The sequence below is a fragment of the Pedobacter africanus genome (genome assembly GCF_900176535.1).
Classification (GTDB): Bacteria; Bacteroidota; Bacteroidia; order Sphingobacteriales; family Sphingobacteriaceae; genus Pedobacter; species Pedobacter africanus.
The window spans coordinates 1-21,557 of the sequence record NZ_FWXT01000001.1 but is presented as its reverse complement, the minus strand read 5'-3'; the positions used below and the strand labels follow the sequence as shown (position 1 = coordinate 21,557).

Sequence of the window (21,557 nt, the reverse complement as noted above, 5' to 3'; positions counted from 1 at the left end):
TGAAGATGAAAAAGATTTTCTATATCGTATGTGCGGCAAGCCTGGTTGTATTTTCAGGCTGCGAAAAATACCTTACCCACGACCATCCTACGGATGTTTATGATGAAATATGGTGGAACACGGAAGCCAATGTAACGGGAGCGCTGAATTCTGTATATGCCGGAATACCGGATGGTGCTTCAGGCCGGCAGCTGATGTTTTTGGATGCAATGAGTGACAATGCCGTGGCCAGACAAAGTACCAGGGGCGACTATGAATCTTATACCAAAGGAATACAGGGTCCCAACTGGGCAGTTGGGACCGGAATTTGGGATGATGATTATCGCGATATCAGAAGGGCGAACCGTTTCCTGGAGAATATGGGTAAAGCCTATATCACCAATGAGGACATTAAAAACAGGTATCCTTATGAGGCAAGGGCATTGAGGGCTTATTACCATATGGAATTATCGATGTTTTTTGGCGGAATAACCATCATGAAGCAATCGGTAAGCACCGAAGGAAGTTATTTGCCAAGAAATACAGCAAAAGAGGTTTATGATTTTGTGATTGCGGAACTGACTGATTGCGCAAGTAATGGCCATCTTCCGAACAAGTATGTGGACAATGCCGATTTAAAGCGGATGTCTGCTGCCACTTGCTGGGGGCTGATCTCAAAATATGCGCTTTATAACAAGGATTATGAGCTGGCAAAAAGCGCGGCAAAAAAGATCATAGATATGGGGGACTATAGTTTGCGCAAAAGCACCAATGTTAAAGCAAGTTATGCAGACCTATTCCTTTATACCGGTGAAATTAATAATGAGCGTATTTTTTTCAGGGAAAATACCAGCGGGAACCAATGGCTTACTTTTGCCCCGCTGGGTACCGGTGGTAAGACCGTGGTCTCGCCAACAGCCTCTATCGTGAATGCTTATGAAACAAAGCAGGGTAAAACTCTTGCAGAGCTAGGCCCCGATTCTGTTGCAATCTATACCAAAGATCCGAATTACCGCAACAACAGGGACCCAAGGATGCTGGCTTCTATTATATTACCCGGGACAACCTATACGGGAGTAGTGCTAAATCCCTTTGCAGGATCGAGTATGGATAAAATAGGAAACCAAAATGCAACTGCTACTGGTTTTTGGGTGAATAAGTACCTGGACCCTAAAGATAAGACCGGAACAAGAACGCTTGATTACATGATTATGCGCTATGCAGAAGTATTGTTGAACTATGTAGAATGTTTGATTGAAACGGGAGATTACGGCAATCCCGATGTAGTAAAGTATTTAAATGAAATCAGGAACAGGGCCGGGATGCCTAACGTGAACGTTGCTGTGTACAATACCCAGGAAAAACTGAGGGAATTGGTAAGACGCGAGCGGCGCATTGAACTGGCCTTTGAAGGCGTACGTTATTACGACATCAGGAGATGGGGGATATTTGAAGAAGTGATGAACGGTCAGGTTTATGGTGCGGTAGATCCTGCAACAAACCAGCCTGTAAATGTTGAAGTGAGATCGGCTAAAGCCAACAGGGATATGGTTTGGCCTATACCGCAAAAGGAAATACTGGCAAATCCGCAGATGACACAAAACCCGAATTACAATTAATTTGTACACGGCCTGAGTATAGAAGGCAGAATCTGAGCGCACAGCGTCATGCTGTGCGCTTTTTTAATTAAATACGGGATAAAGTACTTCTCTTTTTACTTCATCAATTACAGGTAATGATTTTACTTCGGCCAGGTTGGGTAGATAGCCCAGCTTTTCAGTGAGGAAATAGTTGAAGGAGGCCATGTGTTCTACCACTGCTTTAATGTAAAAATCGAAATGTCCGGTAATATGGAGGCATTCCAGAACTTCTTCAAAATCTGATACGCTATGCTTGAAAAGATCGAGTGCCTGCGAAGAATGGTCTTTTACCCGTACAAGTATACAGCTGATGAACAAACTATTTAATTTTTTATGGTCGGCAATGGCGACATAGTTTTTAATGATGCCATTTGCCTCCATGCGGTTTATACGTTCTGCAATAACAGATTTGGAGCGATTGAGCAGCATGCCAATTCCTTTGCTGCCCAGTCTGGAATTGCGTACAAGAATCTTTAGTATTTCAAAATCAAGCGTATCAGGGTTGGGTGTTGTTTGGTTAGGGGTGGTCATTAGTAGTAGTTTTTATGGTTAGTTAGCTGGTGTCAAATATATATTTATACAGGTGATTTTATTCTTAACGAAATTTTATTTTGTTTAAGGTGTTTGTTTTTATTCAAAACAAACGTTGTATGGTAAACGATGCCTAAAACCGGACACTTTCCGGAAATTAACGGAGTTGTCAACTATTCAGTTTTAGCTTGCGAGTTTTGTAAAAAACAAGGAGCATAAATGATATGAGACAGTTAAAGATAGCACAGTCTATTACCAGGAGGGATTCAGATGCTGTTGAAAGGTATCTGAGGGATATTGGTAAAATTGAACTGCTAAATATGAATGAGGAAATTTTGTTGAGCAGCAAGGCGCGTGATGGCGATCAGCAGGCACTTGGCAAATTGATAGAGAGCAACCTGCGTTTTGTAGTTTCAATTGCCAAGAACTATGAGGGAAGAGGGCTGGGGCTTTGCGATTTGATCAGCGAAGGTAATTTAGGATTGATGATCGCGGCCCAGCGTTTTAATCCTACTATGGGCTTTAAGTTCATTACATTTGCGGTATGGTGGATCCGTCAGGCTATATTAACGGCTATTGCGAAACAGAAACGCCTGGTGCGCCTGCCTGCCAACCAGCTGGCTGCATTATCTAAAATCAATCTGGCAGGTTTAAAACTGGAGCAAAAACTGGAAAGGTTGCCTGGCATTGAAGAACTGGCGGAGGCTACAGGATTTACAAAAGAACAGGTAGCAGCCTGTAGGAATATAGGTATTGCATCTTGTTCTCTGGACCAGCTGGTGGATGGAGAAAGCAAACTGACCTTGATGGATAAGCTGGTGGATAAAAGCACAAGAGATACAGACCATCGTACAATAGATGAATCTATACGAATTGACCTGAACCGGGCGATCAGTCGTTTGCCCAAACGGGAGCAAAAAATTCTGATCTTGTTTTATGGAATGAACGGCTACGCGCCAACCCCGCTGGAAGATATGGTAGCGATATTCAGTATAGGGAAGGAGCGGTTGCGGCAGCTTAGGGACAAAGCGCATAAAACCCTGCGGTTAAAATACAGCAGGGCTTTGTCTGATTATTTTTAACATCTGCTGGTGCAAAAAAATATGTGTATAAATATTCATTTGGTGAAAATCCAATAATTATTAACTTTAGCACGTTATATCTTATATTTAAAAAATCTTAAACGAAGAAAAACATGGAAAAATTTTCAAAACTTAAACAACTAATTGCTGGTGCTGAAGCTGATGCAGACAAATTCTATAATTCAGGTAATGGTGCTGCTGGTACCAGGGTACGTAAAGCTATGCAGGATTTAAAAGGTCTTGCTCAGGAAATCCGTACTGAAATTACTGAGAAAAAAAATGCAAAGTAATCATCTTTGATTTTATGAGAAAGGCCCCGAAATATCGGGGCCTTTCTCATTTAGGCTTGATAAATGGAAGGTAGCACCCAATACCGTAAGATTATCCATGTGGATATGGATTCATTTTATGCTTCGGTAGAGCAAAGGGATAATCCTGACCTGCGGGGCAAAGCCATTGCCGTGGGCGGATCACCTGAAGGCAGGGGTGGAGTGGTTGCCACCGCAAGTTATGAGGCAAGGGCCTACGGGGTACATTCAGCCATGCCCTCCAAACAGGCCATAAAATTGTGCCCTCATCTTATTTTTGTCTATCCCCGGTTTGCAGTATATAAAGAAGTGTCAAGGCAGATCAGGGAAATATTTCGTCGCTATACTGATCTGATCCAACCGCTTTCCTTAGATGAGGCCTATCTGGATGTGACCGATGATAAGCTCGGGATCGGCTCTGCTATAGACATTGCAAAGCAGATTAAGCAGGCAATAAAAGATGAACTGCATTTGACAGCATCGGCAGGGGTATCCATCAATAAATTTGTTTCCAAAATAGCTTCAGATATCAATAAACCGGATGGCTTAACCTTTATTGGGCCTTCAAAAGTAGAACGTTTTATTGAGCAGCTGCCGGTTGAAAAGTTTCATGGTGTGGGGAAAGTGACTGCTGCAAAGATGAAAATGCGTGGGTTACATAACGGTGCTGATCTGAAAAAACTGTCGGAAACGGAACTGGTGAACTTATTTGGCAAGAGTGGGAGGTTTTTTTATAAAATAGTAAGAGGGATAGACAACCGCCCGGTAGAACCTAATCAGGAGACGAAATCTATTGGTGCAGAAGACACATTTTCGTATGACCTGACCGAACTTAGAGAGATGCAGATTGAACTGGAGAAGATAGGAAAGGTAGTCTTTAACCGTATTAAACAAAACAATTTATCAGGGCGGACCATCACGCTAAAAGTGAAATTCAGTGATTTTAAACAGCTAACCAGGAGCAAATCTTTTGCTGAGGGGATAGTTGATTTTGACAGGATGATGGAGGTAGTGCAGGCGCTGCTGCAGACGATAGATTTTACATCGAGAAGTGTGAGGTTGCTGGGAATTTCGCTCTCCAATTTTGAAAATGGAGCGGGGAAAATAAATAATGTTTACCAGCCGAGGTTATTTCCTTAGCATGGGGCGTTAAATTTTTTTTCCTAAACTCGAAGCAATATCTTAAATTGTATATGATTACCTGTTGGTCGGGTAAGCAAATTGGAAATCAACGTATAAAAAAAGGACTATGAAAAAATTACTATCGTTAATTGCTATCCTGGGTTTATGTGTAAACCTGAGCATGGCGCAGACAGCCGCGGTATCAACTGCGAAGAAAGAAACTGCAAAAGCTAAGACTGATGCGAAGAAACAGGCTGCTAAAGTTAAGGCAGATGCGAAAAAGGCAGAGGATAAAACAAAGGAAGCCGGGGTTAAACTTAAAAAGGATGGCACGCCTGATAAACGTTATGCCAATGCAAAAGCGGTTGAAAAAGAAGTAAAAGTAACCACTACCAAAGCTGCAGCTAAAGAGGCTGCAAATGCACCGGGTTTGAAAAAAGACGGTACGCCAGACAAGCGTTTTTCGGCAAATAAGGAAAAAGTTGAAGCTCCGGTAAAGGCCGCGAAAAAGGAAGTTGCGGCAACCAAAAAGCAGGCTACCTCTGTTGCCACTACCGCCAAGGAATACAAACCTACGATTGACAGAAGTTTGCATGGCCCTAACGGGGAGCAAATTTTAACCGGTCCGCGTGGTGGAAAATATTATATCAATAAAAACGGCAATAAAACTTATATCAAAAGAGAGGCTGAATAGGTTTTTGAGGCTGATTAAAGGAAAGGGTGCAGCAATTGCTGCACCCTTTCTGCATTTAGGGAACATGGCCCTATTTATGTTGGGGAATATGTATTTTTAAAGAAAAAAGAATATGGAGAACAAGCAGATCACTGCCGTTACTGAATTGGACAGGGCGCATTATAAAACCAAGGTATATTCGGGAGGACATTTTATCTACGCTGATGAACCTGAGGATATTGGTGGTACCGATGAGGGCTTGTCACCAGCCGCTTTATTACTGGCCAGTTTAGGAAGCTGCACCGCAATTACCATAAGAATGTACGCCGATAGAAAGGGCTTTAACCTGGAACACATTAAAATTGAACTTGCGATTTGTAAGGAAGAGGAGATGGGCAAGGAGACGACAATTAAACGAAAAATTACATTTACCGGAACGTTGACCGATGATGAACGTGCACGTTTAATGTTAATTGCCGACAAATGCCCTATTCATAAGATATTGAATAATCCAATAAAAATTGAAACGAGTTAGGGGGCTGTCAGCTCATGAGTTATAGTTGAAATATTTTAATGAACTTACTAATATTATTAGCATATTTGAGCTGTTAAACTGAGTAAAACTGATTGTTGATGTTGTATGCTGTTGTAGATATTGAAACTACCGGAGGGTTTGCTTCGGGTAATGCAATTACAGAGATATCGGTGTTGGTATATGATGGGCAGGAAATCATAAAGCGGTTTGAAACCCTGATTAACCCGGAAATGGATATTCTACCCTATATTGAGGCACTTACCGGGATTAGTAATGATATGGTTAAAGATGCGCCACGATTTAAAGAAGTGGCTGATGAACTCTATGAATTGCTGCTGGACAAGGTATTTGTTGCGCATAATGTGAATTTCGATTTTTCATTCATAAAACATCATTTGAGTTTATCTGGTTATGAGTTAAATGCGCAAAAACTATGTACGGTAAGGTTGAGCAGGAAGTTATTTCCGGGACATGGTTCTTACAGTCTGGGCAAGCTTTGTGCTGCTTTAGGTATCCCTGTTCACAACCGTCACCGGGCAGGCGGGGATGCGGAAGCAACCGCGATTTTGCTGGGGCTGCTGATCAAATCTGATTTGGAGGGGTTGATTGCGCAGACCTTAAACCGGAAAGCTAAAGAGCAACTTTTGCCGCCAAATCTCTCCAGAAGCCAGATAGACCGGCTTCCACGTGTACCAGGTGTTTATTATTTCAAGGACCAAAAAGGGGAGATTATTTATGTTGGAAAGGCAAAAGATATTCAGAAGCGGGTTTATTCTCATTTTACGGGAAGTAACATAGGAAAACAGCGGCAGGAATTTTTAAAGAACATTCATTCGGTTGATTTTGAAATCTGTGGTACCGAATTGATGGCTTTTATATTGGAAGCGGCAGAAATTAAGCGACTCTGGCCTGAGAATAACCGGGCATTAAAGCACCATGAGCAAAAATATGCTTTGTATGTTTTTGAAGATCAAAACGGGTATATGAGGTTGGGTATAGACAAATACAAAAAGCAGATGCCGATATTGCATAGCTTCAATACCTTGTTGGAGGGACATAACTTATTGAGGTCTTTGATAAAGGAGCATATTCTTTGTGAAAAGTTATGTTATGTTCAAACCAAAAGAATTGCCTGTACGGCGCATATAGAGGGGAAATGCAGCGGGGCCTGTGTAGGAAAGGAATCGGCAGCATCGTATAATGTACGCGTAAAATATGCTATTGAGTATTTGAAAGGAATGTTGCCAACTTTTGCGGTATTGGATAAGGGGAGGAATGAAGAGGAGCAGAGCTGCCTTTTGGTAGAGCAGGGTAAGTTTTACGGCATGGGCTATATTTCTTACCATACAGATATAGAAGGTCCGGAAATGCTAAAATCTGTATTACAACCCTATCCTTCTGATAATTACATTTTAAATATGATCAGCAATTATACGGCGCAGTTCCCACAGAAGAAAATAGTCATTTAAATTTGCGTGTTTACTTCCTAACTTCTATCTTTGCCGCTCTTAATAAGAGATGCCTTGGTAGCTCAGCTGGATAGAGCAACGGTTTTCTAAACCGTGGGTCAGGGGTTCGAGTCCCTTCCAGGGTACATCAACGGAGTGAATATTTTCAGAAATTTTCACTCCGTTTTTTTTGCCTTAAGTTTCTGTAATGTGTGATTCTTCCAACAGCTTCTGAGCTATTTGTAAATTCCCAGCATCTATTGCTATGCACTTTAGCATACCGATCTCATTTTGTATCAGGATCACTGATTTCAGTTCTTTTCCTATCCATATTTTATCCGGATAAGAGAAAGGGTTAAAAAACTGGTTCCAGTTTTTTTTTATTCTAACATACATTGCATATCCTTCGAGACGAAATTCCAGTTTGCTACTGGTATTTTCCGCTATCCAATTCACATATTCGGTAAGCAATAACGTAGACAAACTGAATTCAAAGGATTCCCATTGCGCTTTGGTCTTGATGTATACCATAGGATCATCAGCGAACATGTGATCTTTGCTTACCATAAATAGATCTGCTACCCGGTTGTTAAAGATGAATTCGATTGTCGATTCGCTTTCTTCCCTGAAGGCAAAAAATGGATATACATTTTTATTCAAAGATGTTGCAAATGGGTAGAGAACATCAAAATAGCTTTGATCAGCTTCATTGTTATCCAGTGCCTCTTCAGAGAAGAGCGTCTGGTGTATGGTTTGTAGCTTTTCTTTAAATTCTGGAATGGTCATATTTCTTGTTTTATTCTTAATGTGTCATAAAAATCCCCATCACTCTCCATTTGATCTATAATTTTTTTACTCAGTTCTGTCGGACGTAAGTTGGGAGATGCTTGCCCAAAGACCAGATGGATAGCATAATTCATCTGTTGATGATTTTCTTTTCAATAATTACCTGAAAAGTTTCCTCAGAAGTAATTGCGTTAAGAAAATTCTTTTCTCTTTTTAAATAATCTGAGTTTTGAATATTTTGCTTTTTCATTTTAATACATATGATTAATTAATGATGAACATCCTCAGCTGTTTATGCTAACATGGAAACCACCAGTGCATAAAGGTTACTTTCCCATTCTCAAAAAACAGTTTGATATGTCCGTAAGAAATTCCTTCATGATCTTCTCTTAATTGAATTACCCAGAGTTTTCCTTCCTTATCCATTCCCAGTCTTCCGCTTACAGCGGTCGGAAACAACTGTTTGATATCATTCATCGTAGTATTGGCATCTATCCGGATACCTTTATAGGTGATGAAATTTCCGTTCAGAAACCAAAACTCATCAACAGCCACCCTGTCCTTGCTGGTTTCAAAGCGGGAACCGTCTTTGTATACATATTTATCATCCGGGGCTTCAGTGTTGAAAATAGTGATACAGGGGGCTTCATCTTTCAGCATTTGTATGCTGTCTGGCTTGCCAAATACTTTTTCAAACTCAGCCATGGTAAAAAACCGTTTCAATTTACCATTAAATCTTATATCGGCTTCCTGCATCACATCTCTTTGTTCATAACCGGTTCCGGGTTTGACAATTGCAGCTTCAGCGCCACACAATTTATAAAGATCATACCTTTGCAAAAGGGTGGTGTCATATTGTAAAACCAATGGTTTATCGGGGTCATTGGTAATGTCTGTCAACCGCTTGTTTTGCCTATGGAATTCTAACCAGCCCACGGCATTTTCTGTTAGCTTTTTATTTGCCGGATCTTCCGAAATATCACTGAGCACATATAATTTAATCCTTGCTTTTTCAGCTGTAAGGTATTCAAGGCGGACTTTTACAAGGGTATCACTAAAATGTTTCAGCGCAACTGCATTGCTGGATTTTACGATGGCTGACAGGAATTGGTCGCAGGACATTTCTTGATCATGCCTGGTAATAGTTGTTTTTGTTGTGTCGGATGTACTGGCCGCTTGCGATTGATGACCAGAAGGACTCTGGCATGAAAGCAACACCAATACCATAAAAAATGCTGAAAATCTTGCTATATGATTGTAGTTACGATCCTTAACTTCATAGGTTTCGTTGATGGTTGATTTTATTTCTTTTGCCCGTTTCATCTTTATACTTTATTTTTCAGTGGTCAGTTTTATTCCCAGCGCCGGGTTGCGTTACATTGATAAAACCTATCAACCTCATGCTGACTGATTATTTTCAGCTCAAAAAACAGATGATCTAAGATCTGTTCTGCAATTTCAATATCTTCTGCACTGCCCGTATTTTTCGCCAAGAGTATTAGTGCTTCATTCACCAAATCCTGTTGATCTGTTTGAGACAAATCCTGCGTCTGTTTAATCCTCACAATAAGCTGCTGAATTTGTTGTTTATTGATTTTATTTGTTTCGTACTCTTTATCGCTACTGGTAACCTTTACAGTATAGAAGTTTTCGAAAATAACCCTGATCCTGTCGAGTTCTTTCTTATACTTTTCCATAACCAATATTATTTACTTAAGTTTAAGTATTCCCAACTTACTGTTATAAAAATAATTTCCATTTTCTGTAATTAAATAACACTCTGATGTAGACTTAAACTTTTTTCCACCAAGTTGGTAATAAAACATTTCGTGCATGGTTCCAAGCCTGCCGGTATTTGTCCATTTACGGATAATGCTTTTGTCAAACTCATCCAGTTCGTTTAATTTTTCATCCGCTTTTATATCTGTAGTTTTCTTTGCAAAGGCTGTGTCTGCTGGTTTTTTTGAGGTGTAATCAGGGGCTAAGAACATGACATCATTTATGATCACATCATTATTTTTATTTATGGATACCAGTGATTTTGAATGTAACGTTTCTGAATGATACGTTTTGCCATTAAATACATTTTTAAGCGCAAAGCTGTTTTTTATGCTTACCTCAGTCGCCGTTTTTTCATTACTGCCTGAGTTTTTTGTCTCTGAGTAGTTATGATGTGATGTTTGCGTTAAATAAACTGAGTCGTTTAAAAACGTGATGAAAGGAGATAGTGAAACTGAATCTTTTTTCTCGATGAAAATAACCTCTCCGTTTTCAATTAGTTTTTCCAGGGTTAAAACATCAGGATGCTTGTCTTTGCTGGTGCAAGATTGAAAAAGAAGGACTACTGCCCCAAGTAAGGTGATTAAAATTTTCATAGTTATTCTAAAAATATAAATTCTCATATCATGAATATGGGATGGTTTTTACTATACAACTAAACTGCAAGAATAGGAATAAAGGTTAAATGCGAATTAGGTGTTTTCTCTACGGCAATTTTGAAATTTTCTGTGCAAAAATATGTCCTAATTGTGGTGTTCTAAATTACATCACTCTCATTCCAGCCTGTCAAATCTAAACTGATATGGTTACATTCATCATGAACCTTTTTGTCTCTGTCAATTACTACTCTTGCGGTGTCGGCTGGTGAAATAATCCAGATTTCATCCATTTCATTGGCAAGTAGTTCATCATGCTTTCCTTTCAATATAAAGTCTTCAGGTTCAACAGATTTAGGCTTACGAGGTATTGGTTCTTCTATTGCCCAATTCTGCCAGTCAATAGGTATTATTTTTTTCTTTTTACCCTTCGAGAAATCCAGACCTTTAAGATCATATTTTTCCAACGTTTGTTTTATGGACTCAACAACAGCAATATACTTGTTATAGGGGTAAACAGCTGGTAAAAATGTCCCTATCAAAAAAATATTTCCGTAATCTCCCCATGAAGCTTTTCTATTCCTTATTAGATAAAAATTCATAGTTAATGTTTTTATGGATGATATCCATAGGTCCTAATATGTGTACTTACTGTTTCAAATTCTTTTAAACTGCAATTGAACCGTAAATTCTTTTTGTTCTTGAATATAAAAATTAATTTTCCATCCTTATATTCCAATTGGATGTCTTTTATGGCTACCATTCCCTTGAAGAGGCATCGACCACAAATATTGAAATTGATCTTTTCCGAAACGAAATCAATAGATCCGCAGGGCAGGTCATTTGTTTCAATATTTAGCCGAAGGTAGTGCTCCGTTATATTTTCGTGTGATGCGATTTCGGGAATTGTTGTCATATGATCAGTGATTTGATTTTGGATTCATCAGCTTTTATCATTCAGCGACTAATTTTTAAAAGCAGACAAATCATCTTTGTACGCTTTCTTGTACAGTTCAATGATCTTTTCTAATATAAGGGCCCGTTCATCATCAGAAATTTTATTCCCGCTGTCCCATCTACGAATAGTCCTGGGATCAATCACTGCATGTCTGGCAGATATTTCACAAATTAAGGCATCATTACCCTTTTGAAAAAAGAGTTCTTCACCTCGCCCTAATATTTTAATCTTATAAGTAATCCCATCTTGTTCCTCAAGTTCATGGGCTCCTGTAATGCTTGATTTTATTTCTTTTACATATTTCATATATCAAAATAGCCTATTTCTGCTGTGGCCGACTCCAGTTTTACTGAGCTGGTATTGATTATTCTGTCTGTCATTGGTTCCTGGTTATTTTGCCATTGGGCAAAACCTCGTAGGCTTTTGTTTTCCTGACCGGCCCGTTCTCCATCCAGCTGATTTCATCGACTATAATTTTATCCATTGTCAGCAGGCTTTCTTTCCAAAATTGTGATTCTGCAATTTCATCATAGGCGATATCAACCTTACCGAGAATATTATAATCCCTATCATAATTAATAAGTGTAGTAATCAACTCATGTTCGTTGGGATGATAGCTAATGACAACAGATTTGAATTTAGTGGAGAATGGAACGGTATATCTGGAATAAAATCCCGTGGCTCCACTGTATAGGGTATTTAGTTTTAAAATACCAGCTTCCCGGTTTGTCAATTTTCGGGATTCCTTAAAATTAAAATTATCAAAATTTGTAGAGTCTTTGAAAGGCAGCCCTATGGACTCAATCGACTGGAATAGAGAGTTGGAAGGAACTATTGAATCTTTAACTTTGGTTGCTTTTAACCTGACGATAGTTGTGTCTTTTTCAATAAAGTTGTATTCAGTTGTTTCACCTGCCTGATGCCATACACTTGCAATGGTGTCAGTTTGATAGCCATCCTTGATAAATATTAACCTTCCCAGCCAATCCGGACTTCTATCCAATTTAAAATAGCCGTTTTTATCTGTTGTGGTCTGTTTCTCCTTCCTGTCTTCTTCAGTTACAATGACACCTTCAAGAGGTTTATTGTTCAGGTCTATGACCTTTCCCTGATAAAAATTATTTACCCTTGGTTTACACGAAAAGAGCAAAAACAAGAAGAGGGTATAATGCAAGTTTTTCATTTAGTTTTCCGTTCTTTTTATGGTTCATACGTGATCTTGACTTTATAATATTCAAACACTTCGCCTGTTTCTTTATATTGAATGACTTCTGTAAAGTAAAATCTATTGATCTTTTATTAGGCTGTTCTTTTTTATATCCATTGATTGTACAATTTGTTACTCCTAGAGTTTGCTTTCTTTATCCTCAGGGGCTTTTACTTACTGTGGGCACAATTCCTGTTTTTTATCATTAAAATGTAGTGCCCGGTTTATTTTGGTTCTTTTGCAGCTGATTGTTTTACGTTCTGAAAACACAATCCAGCTACAGTCACTTATTTTGCAGCGATCAAAACCTGAGCCATTTTTTGCCTAGGTTCTTCTCATTGGTGATTCGTTTTAGATAATTTTAATAAGCAGTTGGTAAATAGAAAGGAATCGATAGGTGAAAATCTTCTCTAAGGTAAACGAAAGGTATTTTTTTACTCTTGGGCATTCTTTTTAAACAGAATTTAAAAAAGCTTAGGCAGATCGATAAAAAAGTTTTATCATTGAAAGAAACTATTGTTTGCTTGAAAGCTATAAAAATATTCTTGTCGGCACTGTTACTGGTTGCTGCAGCTATAAGTTCTTCACGGCAAAAGGATACTTTGCAGGGAAAGGTTCATATTGAAGAAAAAAACGGAAAGTATATCTTGTATAGGGATGGAAAGCCTTTCTATATTAAAGGTGCATCTGGTAATGCGCATTTTGATGTCTTGAAAAGAGCCGGAGGGAATACCGTAAGGGTATGGGATACCCTGAACCTTGCTAAGGTATTAGATAGTGCTGCTGCAAATGAAATTGCTGTAGTGGTTGGCTTGCCGGTTTTTAACAGTGACTATATGGCCTTTTACAATAACGGAAGTAAGGTGGCTAAGCAATATGAGGCATTTGAATCGGTAGTATCCAGGTTTAAAAAACATCCGGCCCTGTTAATGTGGTGCATAGGGAATGAGCTGGATTTTCCACATAAGCCGGCTTACCTGAATTTTTATAAGGCTTTTAACGAATTGACGGAGATGATTCACCGGGAAGATCCTGACCATCCGGTTACCACAACAGTAATGAATTTTAATTCCAAGAACATCTTCAATATTAATGCGCGCTGCAATGTTGACCTGATCTCTTTTAATATTTTTAGCAGGCTTTCTTTTTTAAGGGACGAGCTAAAAGGCGTCTCGTTGTTTTGGAATGGTCCTTTTATGTTGGCTGAATGGGGTATAAATGGCCCCTGGGAGGGGACAGAGCAGACTGCCTGGGGGGCTTACATTGAAGACAACAGTACAAAAAAGGCAGATATTTACCTGGAAAGGTATAAAACATATATGCCTGTAGAAAATCCAAGATTTTTGGGAGCTTTTGCCTTTTATTGGGGTAACAAACAAGAAGGAACGCACACCTGGTTTAGTATGTTTGATGAGAACGGGGCAGAATCTGAGGTTGTAAGTACCATGCAGTACATCTGGACGGGCAAAAGGAAAGAATATCCTTTTCCACAGATTAAATACATGCTTCTGGATAAAAAGGGGGCAAGAGACAATATCATTTTATCGCCCGGAAATCACTCTTCAGCTGAAGTATTGATGTTGGAAAAGGCAATAATAAAAACAGTAAAATGGCAGATTTTTAAGGAAGATTGGTACAAGAAAAATAACCTGCACAGTACCAGAAAATTAAAACCTATTGCAGGACTTATGGAGGACGATCAGGGATTAAATGTAAACTTTAAAGCACCAACTGACGAAGGACCGTACCGGATTTTTGCTACGATTTATGATGAAAATGGCCATTTCTCTACTGTAAATACACCTTTTTACGTAATTACTGACAAATGAAACCTGTCCTGAAACCTATTCATCTGGTGTCGCCGCCTACGAGAATGGAGCGGTTTACATTGAGGCTGATGATTACACTTGGATTGGCGGCTATGGTCTTCTTTCTTTATAACATGCTTGTGCCGGAGGTAAGGGGCTGCCCGCCGTTGTATTGGATGCTGGTAGTTACGTTTGTATTCATGTGCCTTAAAACAATTCATGAGTGGTGCCATTATCTTTTTATCACAATTCCCAAGACCCCTCTGCATGAAAAGGTATATACGGTAGATATATTTACTACCTATTGTGCCGGAGAGCCTTATGAGATGATTGAGGAGACATTGAAGGCTATTCAGGCCATTACCTATCCTCACAATAGTTATCTGTGCGATGAAGCTGATGATCCATATCTGAAAAAATTATGTAAGGCGTTGGGTGTAAACCACGTTACGCGCATAAAAAAGATAGATGCCAAGGCGGGAAATATCAACAATGCGCTGGCGCGATCTTCAGGTGAGCTTTGTGTAGTGCTAGATCCGGACCATGTCCCTTTTCCTAATTTTCTTGACCCTATTGTTTCACATTTTAACAATCCTGAAATCGGTTTTGTGCAAATTGTACAGGCTTACAAAAACAATGATGAAAATCTGATTGCCAAGGGGGCGGCGCAGCAAACCTATCAGTTTTATGGGCCCATGATGATGACGATGAATAGGTATGGTACCGTATTGGCTATTGGTGCAAATTGCACGTTTCGCAGGACTGCGCTGGAATCTATAGGTGGGCATGCTGCAGGGCTTGCGGAAGATATGCATACGGCCATGCAATTGCATTCCAAAGGCTGGAAATCGGTATATGTGCCTAGTGTTTTGGCGCGGGGACTTGTCCCATCAACACTTTCTGCATATTATAAGCAACAGTTAAAGTGGTCCAGGGGTGTTTTTGATTTGCTGCTTACTGCCTACCCTAAGCTTTTCAAGGGATTTACCTGGAAACAAAAAATACATTATGCGGTTATCCCTCTCCATTACCTTTCTGGACTGATTTATCTGATTAATTTCCTAATCCCAATTATTTCGTTGCTTTTTGATGTCAGTCCGATGCGAATGAACATTGCCAGTTTCGGGTTGGTGGTATTGCCTTTTGTTGCTTCTACACTCCTGATTCGTCATTTTGTACAATGGTGGGTTATGGAAGATGAAGAAAGGGGCTTTCATGTTGTCGGAGGCTTATTGATGATCGGCACGTGGTGGATATACATCCTGGGATTGGTATATACCATTATTGGAAAAAAAATACCCTATGTGCCGACACCTAAAGATGGTAATGAAGCCAATAATTGGCCTTTAAATGTGCCAAACCTGGTTATGCTGGCGTTGTCTGTTATAGCAATAGGATATGGTTTATGGGTGGATTGGAATCCCTATAATTTAATTATGGTCGGTTTTGCAGGTTTGAATAGCTTTATACTTTGCTTTAATATTGCTGCAAGCAGACAGCAGCAGTATCAGTTGCTAAAAGAGCGCTACCCACAGGCAAATGCTTTTATGAGCTGGGTAAAAAGTGTAAAGATAGATTTTTGGCTAATGAGACGGCGCTTATATGCCGGGGTAAGAAGCGCATCATTGATTATTACCATTATCCTGGCATGTACAATATTGTATTTTGCTCAGTTTTCTGGTCAAAAGACAATCATGCCGGCTGTCCCCGACCATAAGTCAAAGTATTTTATTACTGGTGTATTTTCTCCTGCAGGCTTTAACGGACTGTCGTCACTTAAGCAGGTTAACCAATTGGAGCAACAGCTGGACAATCATTTTGATCTGGTATCTGTATATATTCCCTGGGGAGATGAAGGGCATTGCAATTTGCCAATAAAGACTGTTGATTCTATTTATAGAAAGGGATCGGTTCCGATGATTACCTGGGAACCATGGCAGAATTTATTCGGGGATTATGGAAACAAGAAGGCGGATCAAAAGGTATTCAAAAATATAACTGCGGGGAAATACGATCAGTATCTGCTGAAATTTTCTGCCCAGGTTAGAGGGTTGCAGCGCCCTGTTTATCTGCGCTTTGCGCATGAAATGGATAATCCTGCATATCCGTGGTCTGCAACTGGTAACAATAGTTCTTTTGAATTTAAGCAGGCCTGGAGATATGTGTATGATTTCTTTTATGCTCATGCTACTTACAATGCAGTGTGGGTGTGGAACCCTTGGAAGGCAGAAAATACTACTGCCTATTTTCCCGGAAAACAGTATGTGGATTGGATTGGTGTTACCAATCTGAACTATGGCGCTTTAAATTCAAATAAAAGATGGACAACTATGGAAGAGCTTTATCAGCCTTTTCATCAAAATGCAATTTTCCGCTCTGGGTTACCGGTTATGCTGGCAGAGATGGGCTCTCTTGCCGATGCGGGAGATCAGGATAAGTGGTTTAAAGAGGCTTTTAGGGTGAGAAAGAAATTCAAAGAAATCAAGGGCTTTGTTTTCTTTAATTCGGATTTTGACAGAAATGTACCGGGCAATGCCAGGCAGACTGCACTGAACTGGAGTATTCAGCATCCTGAGGTTTTAAAACAACTTTTGTTGCCTGTTGCCGCAGAAAACAAAGACAAGCCTGTTGGTGCTATATTGGGGATACCACAGGTAGATCAATCTGCCCCTCAGTCTGTATCCCGAAATGCAAAGAATTTGTTTACAGGACTTAAAGGGATAAATTATAACCGGGGTGGAGACTGGACAAATAACTATCACACGGTAACCATTTACGATATGCTGAACGATTTCAAGGAAATGAAAGCTATAGGGATCAATGTGATTAAACGTTATGGCCCTGATATTTATGACCGGAACATACTTAAAGCTGCCAAAAGTACTGGTATCAGCATACACTATAGCTACTGGATTTCGGATGAACTGGATTTTTTAGCTGATGGGAAAGAATTGGATAAATTACAGACCAAAATATTGAAATCTGTCAACTCCCTAAAAAAGGAACCTATGATTGTTTCCTGGAATATAGGAAACGCTGTCTTTCAAAAACTCGACTTATATTATTACAAGCCGGAATTGATTTATCAGCAAAATGCCTACTTAAACTAGCTCAAGGAACTCGTTGTCAACATTCGGAAAATTGATCCTGAAAGACCTATATCGGTTGATGTAGAAGTTTCTGAAAACCTGAATTTTGCGGTTGATAGGCTTAAAATAGCTATCCCTCAGATTGATGCTTATGGACTGGTTTCGGATGATAAACCGGAGATAAAGTCATTTGCCCGAAGTTTAAATGTGCCTTATTTTTATAGTGATGTGCCGGTGTATACCTATACTGGTATAGGAACGGTTACAGAGGGAATATTCATTTCGAACTGGCAGGATGAAAAGAGGGTTGATCGGGTGATGGTAAATGGGATTAAGGATGGTCAGGGTAGGGAGAAGTTTGACTTTATGCAACTTGCTCATCTTTGGGTAAAAAGCCCGGTACGTTTTGAGGTACCAGAAGTTAAAATTCTGAAACCTGCTCTGGGAACTTTTGAAGGTGCAGCATTAAAATATCACGCGTTGATCAAACACAACAATAGATGGATACTGACTGATTCTTTAAAGCACGGTTTTGAATTTGAATGGAACCTCTCCAGGGTTGACAGGTTTGAAAAGCCGGTTTCTATGGAGCGTTTTGCAACAGGAAATTCGGTTGTCCTGAACGTTCCTAAGGATCCGGTAATGTATAGGATTTATTTATATGTGATCAAGGAAGGGAAGGTGTTGAAAATTGTAAAATCCAAACTTAATACGCCTTTGATTGTGCAATGAGGTTTTACCACATCTGGTTTTCTTTTTAGTTTATTTTTTATCATTTGTTTTCTGGATTGGTCTGACGTTTTTTGGATTAAAATTTCCAATTTGACTTTTTTTGTTCTTTTTTATTGCTTTTTTGTTATGATGGCATAATTTTATTTATTTAATTTGTGTTTATTATTTACTCTATATGAGTAATTTTTTACTCAAAAATCTACAATTTATTTTTTTTTCTGGAGCGGTGATATATGGTGCCTTTATTAAAAAGTGCCTTTATTGTATAAATTAAGGTATTTTTTTGGTGATATGATATTTTTGGCTTGATTGTTATTAAAAATTTTATTTTTTTAATGGAAAAGACATGAATTCTATTTAATTTGCTAGAGGTAAATGAAATTATACTTATAAGAAATTTTTGTTTGCTTGTGTTGACTTTTCTGATGGGTTTGTCTCTCTTAAGAAAATAATCACTGTGTCAGGTAAGAAGTTTTTTTAGTAAAGTTAATGTAAACTGAATTTATGCTAAATGCGCTCAGGTCTGATGTGCTCTCATCTCACAGAGGTAAATTCTGTCTGGGCATTCTTGTTTTTTTATTTTTTAGTTTGAATGTATTTGCTGAAGGGAGCAGGGATCTTTATCCTAGTGGGCAGATAAATGGGAGCAGGGCTTTTTTATACTGCAACACCAACACCTTTCATACGAGTTCATGGCCATTTAAGACAACAGGTACACATTTTGTATATGCAAAAATTGGAGAAATTATAGCTACAGGGTCTAGTGCGCAGGGTATTAATAATGGAATTATCCGTATCACTGCCCCTAACGGGCAGGTTTATGCTTCTACATCAGGTAGTTCAACCGGACGCATTAGCGATCGTGCAGCTGAACTGGCGGGTCCGAGAAATGGTGCTGCCGGAGATGCAAATCGCTATATTCCTTTTGAGGTTAGTGTTAATATAGAAGGGGTATGGACAGTAGATTTTTTGCCACCGGGCGGAGAGACGGGAGACAATAATTCAACGGTTCCGGCAAGATCAGCTACTGATACCTGGACACAGGGAACGACATCAAGTGGAAATCCCAACGTCATTGCTGCATGGGATGTATCTGTAAGGTTTGGTACTTCCTGGCTGATTGGTCGTACCTATACAAATGTTTTGAATCTTTTGCTTAGTAACTCCTCAAATACTTCTTCTACCGCTTATTACGCTACGCATTATGTGCTAACAAAAGATGGTAGGGCATATCGTGTTCGTACAAATGGGAATCAGGGTATTGGATTTACTTTCTTCTCGAACAGTAACGGTTTTGCTGTGAATTCAATACCTACTTACAAAAGTCTGGATCTTTCTGAAAAGGCGGATATACTTCCTTACACTCATGACCCCAGGCTGCCAGATGCGGGTAACAATGTAACCCATAAAATTTTTTATAACAAACCTAATCCTGATTTGCCCGCGAGTGCTCCAATGTATATATCAGGAGTTTCTGGTGGTACAACATGGCTTAAAAATACGGCTGTGTTACCACAGATTACTGGGTTGAAAGTAATAGGTGCAGAGGGTACATTGGGGCAGGTGAGTAGAAAGGGGGGGAACATTACCTTTAATTCCAGCACAGGGGGAACTTATAAGATTACCATTCCAGTACCATCAGGGGCCGACAGAGTGATTGTAGGTGTAGCTTCTGTTGGCAACAACACTGTATTTTGGGATGGAAAGGACGCAAATGGAAACTACGTGCCGGCTGGGACTTCGGTAAGTCAGTTAAAAACTAGGTTATTGTCGGCAGAAGTTCATTTTCCTTACATTGATATGGAGGTAAACCCGCAGGGCGTAATTATAGAACTAACCGATAACACAACTGATTATAACCTTCAAACAGGTTCCGCGGATGAGGGGGTGTATAGTAGCAGGGTCTACTGGGATGATAGTAATATATCTGGTGCGGGGTCAGCAAGTGGAACTCCGAACCCGGTGAGTAATGCTGTCACAGGTGTTTCAAGTTTAACCAATGGCCATAAATGGGGAGTATACGATTCGAATTTTGCCAGTAATGGTTTTGGCAATAATAAATCTATGGATACCTGGACTTATATCCAGGGCAGTGAAGAATCCCAGCCAATTGCAATGGTCATTAAATCTTCTGATCTGTTGGTTGAAAGTATTACGCCAACTGTTGATACCTATTTTACTGATCAGAAGGTAAGTTATAAGATAAGGGTTAAAAATGATGGGCCAAGTGATATTTCTGGTTCTACCTTCGATTTTAAGGCGCCGACAGGGTATAATATCAGTTCTGTTGTACCAACGATAATCAGTGGAACTGGGACTGTGAGTAATGCCGCTGTTTCGGGAAGTACATACCAGTCGAAAGTAGCTATGAACAATCAGACTGTGATAGAATTTACGGTTACAGGAACTGTTGTTGTACCGCTCTTAAATCAGCCTTTTGAAGTTGAAGCCAGTATTTTGAGACCGCCCGATGTAACGGATCCGGATGCTACGAACCCTATCTCTGCTATACCTGTGGATCCGCACCAGGAGTGTTTGAACGGTTCAACCATTGAGGGTTGTAATAACATTAAGTACAATACTTTTAATCCCCAGCAATTTTGTATTGGATCTTCCATAATACCAATTGTTTATACTGTAGGTACAATTGGTGGTTTTCCGAGTTTTAGCACTGGAATGCCATCTGGACTGATTACTACCTTTGATAATACAACAAACATAGTTACTCTTAATGGAACGCCAAGTCAGGCAGGTCTTTTTAATTTTACCATAGGGACTTTTGGCAATGAAAGAAAAAAAACTACTGTTTTATTATCGGTGAATTCAAACCCAGTTATTACCAGCGGACCATCTGATATCACTATTTGTGAAGGCACCAATGGCTCAACAACTGTAGTCTCGTCTTCAAGTACAGATACTTACAGGTGGCAATATGAAGGCTCAAGTGGCTGGGTGGATTTTGTTGCCGCTAATGGTGTTTCTGATTTCGGTACGGCAACGTTAACAATAACAAATGCTCCTTTGGTTTTAGATAAGGTTAAAATAAGGGTGATAGTATCTTCAGCTGCTGGATGTACTACTGTATCTGAGGTAAAGACAATAATAATATACCCATTACCTCCTGCACCAACAGTTACAGCCTCAGGACTAACAACATTCTGTACTGGCGGTTCAGTAACCTTAACTTCGAGTGCTTCGACTGGTAACCAGTGGTACAGGGATGGGGTGCTATTGGCAGGAGAAACGGGACAGACTTATGTAGCGAATGCTTCAGGTGCTTATAC

At 39.6% G+C, this 21,557-nt stretch carries 18 protein-coding genes, 1 tRNA gene and 1 pseudogene; 12 read left to right on the top strand and 8 right to left on the bottom strand.

What is annotated here, in order from left to right:
- Positions 1-5 precede the first annotated feature (5 nt).
- Positions 6-1,598, top strand: coding sequence for a RagB/SusD family nutrient uptake outer membrane protein (locus B9A91_RS00110; protein WP_084239511.1), 1,593 nt, complete (start codon positions 6-8; stop codon positions 1,596-1,598).
- A 63-nt stretch (positions 1,599-1,661) separates the two neighbouring features.
- Here the strand turns inward: B9A91_RS00110 and B9A91_RS00105 are convergent, their stop codons facing one another.
- A complete protein-coding gene (locus B9A91_RS00105) occupies positions 1,662-2,150 on the bottom strand; it encodes an Lrp/AsnC family transcriptional regulator (RefSeq protein WP_084236241.1) in 489 nt (162 codons plus the stop codon).
- Between the two features lie 224 nt (positions 2,151-2,374).
- Here B9A91_RS00105 and B9A91_RS00100 point away from each other — a divergent pair, with 224 nt between their 5' ends.
- From B9A91_RS00100 to B9A91_RS00070, 7 genes are all read left to right on the top strand, one after another.
- Positions 2,375-3,232 carry a sigma-70 family RNA polymerase sigma factor gene (locus B9A91_RS00100; protein WP_084236239.1) on the top strand — a complete coding sequence of 286 codons (858 nt, stop codon included), beginning with the start codon at positions 2,375-2,377 and terminating at the stop codon, positions 3,230-3,232.
- Positions 3,233-3,345: 113 nt separating this feature from the next.
- The gene (locus B9A91_RS00095; protein WP_084236237.1) at positions 3,346-3,522 is read left to right on the top strand and encodes a histone H1; all 177 of its coding nucleotides are present in this window, start codon (positions 3,346-3,348) and stop codon (positions 3,520-3,522) included.
- A gap of 63 nt (positions 3,523-3,585) precedes the next feature.
- A complete protein-coding gene (gene dinB, locus B9A91_RS00090) occupies positions 3,586-4,680 on the top strand; it encodes a DNA polymerase IV (protein ID WP_084236235.1) in 1,095 nt (364 codons plus the stop codon).
- A 109-nt stretch (positions 4,681-4,789) separates the two neighbouring features.
- Positions 4,790-5,356: a hypothetical protein gene (locus tag B9A91_RS00085; protein ID WP_084236233.1), complete on the top strand. Its 567-nt coding sequence runs from the start codon at positions 4,790-4,792 to the stop codon at positions 5,354-5,356.
- A 112-nt stretch (positions 5,357-5,468) separates the two neighbouring features.
- Positions 5,469-5,870 carry an OsmC family protein gene (locus B9A91_RS00080; protein WP_084236231.1) on the top strand — a complete coding sequence of 134 codons (402 nt, stop codon included), beginning with the start codon at positions 5,469-5,471 and terminating at the stop codon, positions 5,868-5,870.
- Between the two features lie 98 nt (positions 5,871-5,968).
- Entirely contained in the window at positions 5,969-7,339 is a 1,371-nt protein-coding gene (locus tag B9A91_RS00075) for an exonuclease domain-containing protein (RefSeq protein ID WP_084236229.1), read from the top strand.
- Positions 7,340-7,390: 51 nt separating this feature from the next.
- Positions 7,391-7,464, top strand: a tRNA-Arg gene (locus B9A91_RS00070).
- Positions 7,465-7,513: 49 nt separating this feature from the next.
- Here the strand turns inward: B9A91_RS00070 and B9A91_RS00065 are convergent.
- The 7 genes from B9A91_RS00065 to B9A91_RS00025 form a co-directional block, all read right to left on the bottom strand.
- The gene (locus B9A91_RS00065; protein ID WP_084236227.1) at positions 7,514-8,104 is read right to left on the bottom strand and encodes a hypothetical protein; all 591 of its coding nucleotides are present in this window, start codon (positions 8,102-8,104) and stop codon (positions 7,514-7,516) included.
- A 297-nt stretch (positions 8,105-8,401) separates the two neighbouring features.
- Complete coding sequence (locus B9A91_RS00055; RefSeq protein ID WP_084236225.1) at positions 8,402-9,427, bottom strand: hypothetical protein; 1,026 nt, start codon at positions 9,425-9,427, stop codon at positions 8,402-8,404.
- A 29-nt stretch (positions 9,428-9,456) separates the two neighbouring features.
- Complete coding sequence (locus B9A91_RS00050) at positions 9,457-9,801, bottom strand: hypothetical protein (RefSeq protein ID WP_084236223.1); 345 nt, start codon at positions 9,799-9,801, stop codon at positions 9,457-9,459.
- Between the two features lie 12 nt (positions 9,802-9,813).
- Positions 9,814-10,479 (bottom strand): hypothetical protein, encoded by a 666-nt coding sequence (locus B9A91_RS00045; protein ID WP_084236221.1) that lies wholly within the window; start codon positions 10,477-10,479, stop codon positions 9,814-9,816.
- 161 nt (positions 10,480-10,640) lie between these two features.
- Positions 10,641-11,081, bottom strand: coding sequence for a hypothetical protein (locus B9A91_RS00040; RefSeq protein WP_084236219.1), 441 nt, complete (start codon positions 11,079-11,081; stop codon positions 10,641-10,643).
- 362 nt (positions 11,082-11,443) lie between these two features.
- On the bottom strand, positions 11,444-11,743 hold the full coding sequence (locus B9A91_RS00030; RefSeq protein ID WP_084236215.1) for a hypothetical protein: 300 nt from the start codon (positions 11,741-11,743) through the stop codon (positions 11,444-11,446).
- Positions 11,744-11,813: 70 nt separating this feature from the next.
- Positions 11,814-12,620 carry a carboxypeptidase-like regulatory domain-containing protein gene (locus tag B9A91_RS00025; protein ID WP_084236213.1) on the bottom strand — a complete coding sequence of 269 codons (807 nt, stop codon included), beginning with the start codon at positions 12,618-12,620 and terminating at the stop codon, positions 11,814-11,816.
- Positions 12,621-13,189: 569 nt separating this feature from the next.
- Between B9A91_RS00025 and B9A91_RS00020 the strand changes: the two genes are divergently transcribed.
- The 4 genes and pseudogenes from B9A91_RS00020 to B9A91_RS00005 form a co-directional block, all read left to right on the top strand.
- Positions 13,190-14,473, top strand: a complete 1,284-nt coding sequence (locus B9A91_RS00020) for a glycoside hydrolase family 2 TIM barrel-domain containing protein (protein ID WP_200815589.1) — start codon at positions 13,190-13,192, stop codon at positions 14,471-14,473.
- A complete protein-coding gene (locus tag B9A91_RS00015) occupies positions 14,470-17,562 on the top strand; it encodes a glycosyltransferase family 2 protein (RefSeq protein WP_084236211.1) in 3,093 nt (1,030 codons plus the stop codon). Before B9A91_RS00020 ends, B9A91_RS00015 begins: the two co-directional genes overlap by 4 nt.
- Positions 17,563-17,748: 186 nt before the next feature.
- Positions 17,749-18,273, top strand: coding sequence for a hypothetical protein (locus B9A91_RS00010; protein WP_084236209.1), 525 nt, complete (start codon positions 17,749-17,751; stop codon positions 18,271-18,273).
- Positions 18,274-18,777: 504 nt separating this feature from the next.
- Positions 18,778-21,557: pseudogene (locus tag B9A91_RS00005) on the top strand (hypothetical protein); the annotation flags it as partial.

Coding starts and splice junctions, on each gene's coding strand:
- B9A91_RS00110 (WP_084239511.1), top strand. CDS start 6: ATGAAAAAGATTTTCTATATCGTATGTGCGGCAAGCCTGGTTGTATTT.
- B9A91_RS00105 (WP_084236241.1), bottom strand. CDS start 2,150: ATGACCACCCCTAACCAAACAACACCCAACCCTGATACGCTTGATTTT.
- B9A91_RS00100 (WP_084236239.1), top strand. CDS start 2,375: ATGAGACAGTTAAAGATAGCACAGTCTATTACCAGGAGGGATTCAGAT.
- B9A91_RS00095 (WP_084236237.1), top strand. CDS start 3,346: ATGGAAAAATTTTCAAAACTTAAACAACTAATTGCTGGTGCTGAAGCT.
- dinB (WP_084236235.1), top strand. CDS start 3,586: ATGGAAGGTAGCACCCAATACCGTAAGATTATCCATGTGGATATGGAT.
- B9A91_RS00085 (WP_084236233.1), top strand. CDS start 4,790: ATGAAAAAATTACTATCGTTAATTGCTATCCTGGGTTTATGTGTAAAC.
- B9A91_RS00080 (WP_084236231.1), top strand. CDS start 5,469: ATGGAGAACAAGCAGATCACTGCCGTTACTGAATTGGACAGGGCGCAT.
- B9A91_RS00075 (WP_084236229.1), top strand. CDS start 5,969: ATGTTGTATGCTGTTGTAGATATTGAAACTACCGGAGGGTTTGCTTCG.
- B9A91_RS00065 (WP_084236227.1), bottom strand. CDS start 8,104: ATGACCATTCCAGAATTTAAAGAAAAGCTACAAACCATACACCAGACG.
- B9A91_RS00055 (WP_084236225.1), bottom strand. CDS start 9,427: ATGAAACGGGCAAAAGAAATAAAATCAACCATCAACGAAACCTATGAA.
- B9A91_RS00050 (WP_084236223.1), bottom strand. CDS start 9,801: ATGGAAAAGTATAAGAAAGAACTCGACAGGATCAGGGTTATTTTCGAA.
- B9A91_RS00045 (WP_084236221.1), bottom strand. CDS start 10,479: ATGAAAATTTTAATCACCTTACTTGGGGCAGTAGTCCTTCTTTTTCAA.
- B9A91_RS00040 (WP_084236219.1), bottom strand. CDS start 11,081: ATGAATTTTTATCTAATAAGGAATAGAAAAGCTTCATGGGGAGATTAC.
- B9A91_RS00030 (WP_084236215.1), bottom strand. CDS start 11,743: ATGAAATATGTAAAAGAAATAAAATCAAGCATTACAGGAGCCCATGAA.
- B9A91_RS00025 (WP_084236213.1), bottom strand. CDS start 12,620: ATGAAAAACTTGCATTATACCCTCTTCTTGTTTTTGCTCTTTTCGTGT.
- B9A91_RS00015 (WP_084236211.1), top strand. CDS start 14,470: ATGAAACCTGTCCTGAAACCTATTCATCTGGTGTCGCCGCCTACGAGA.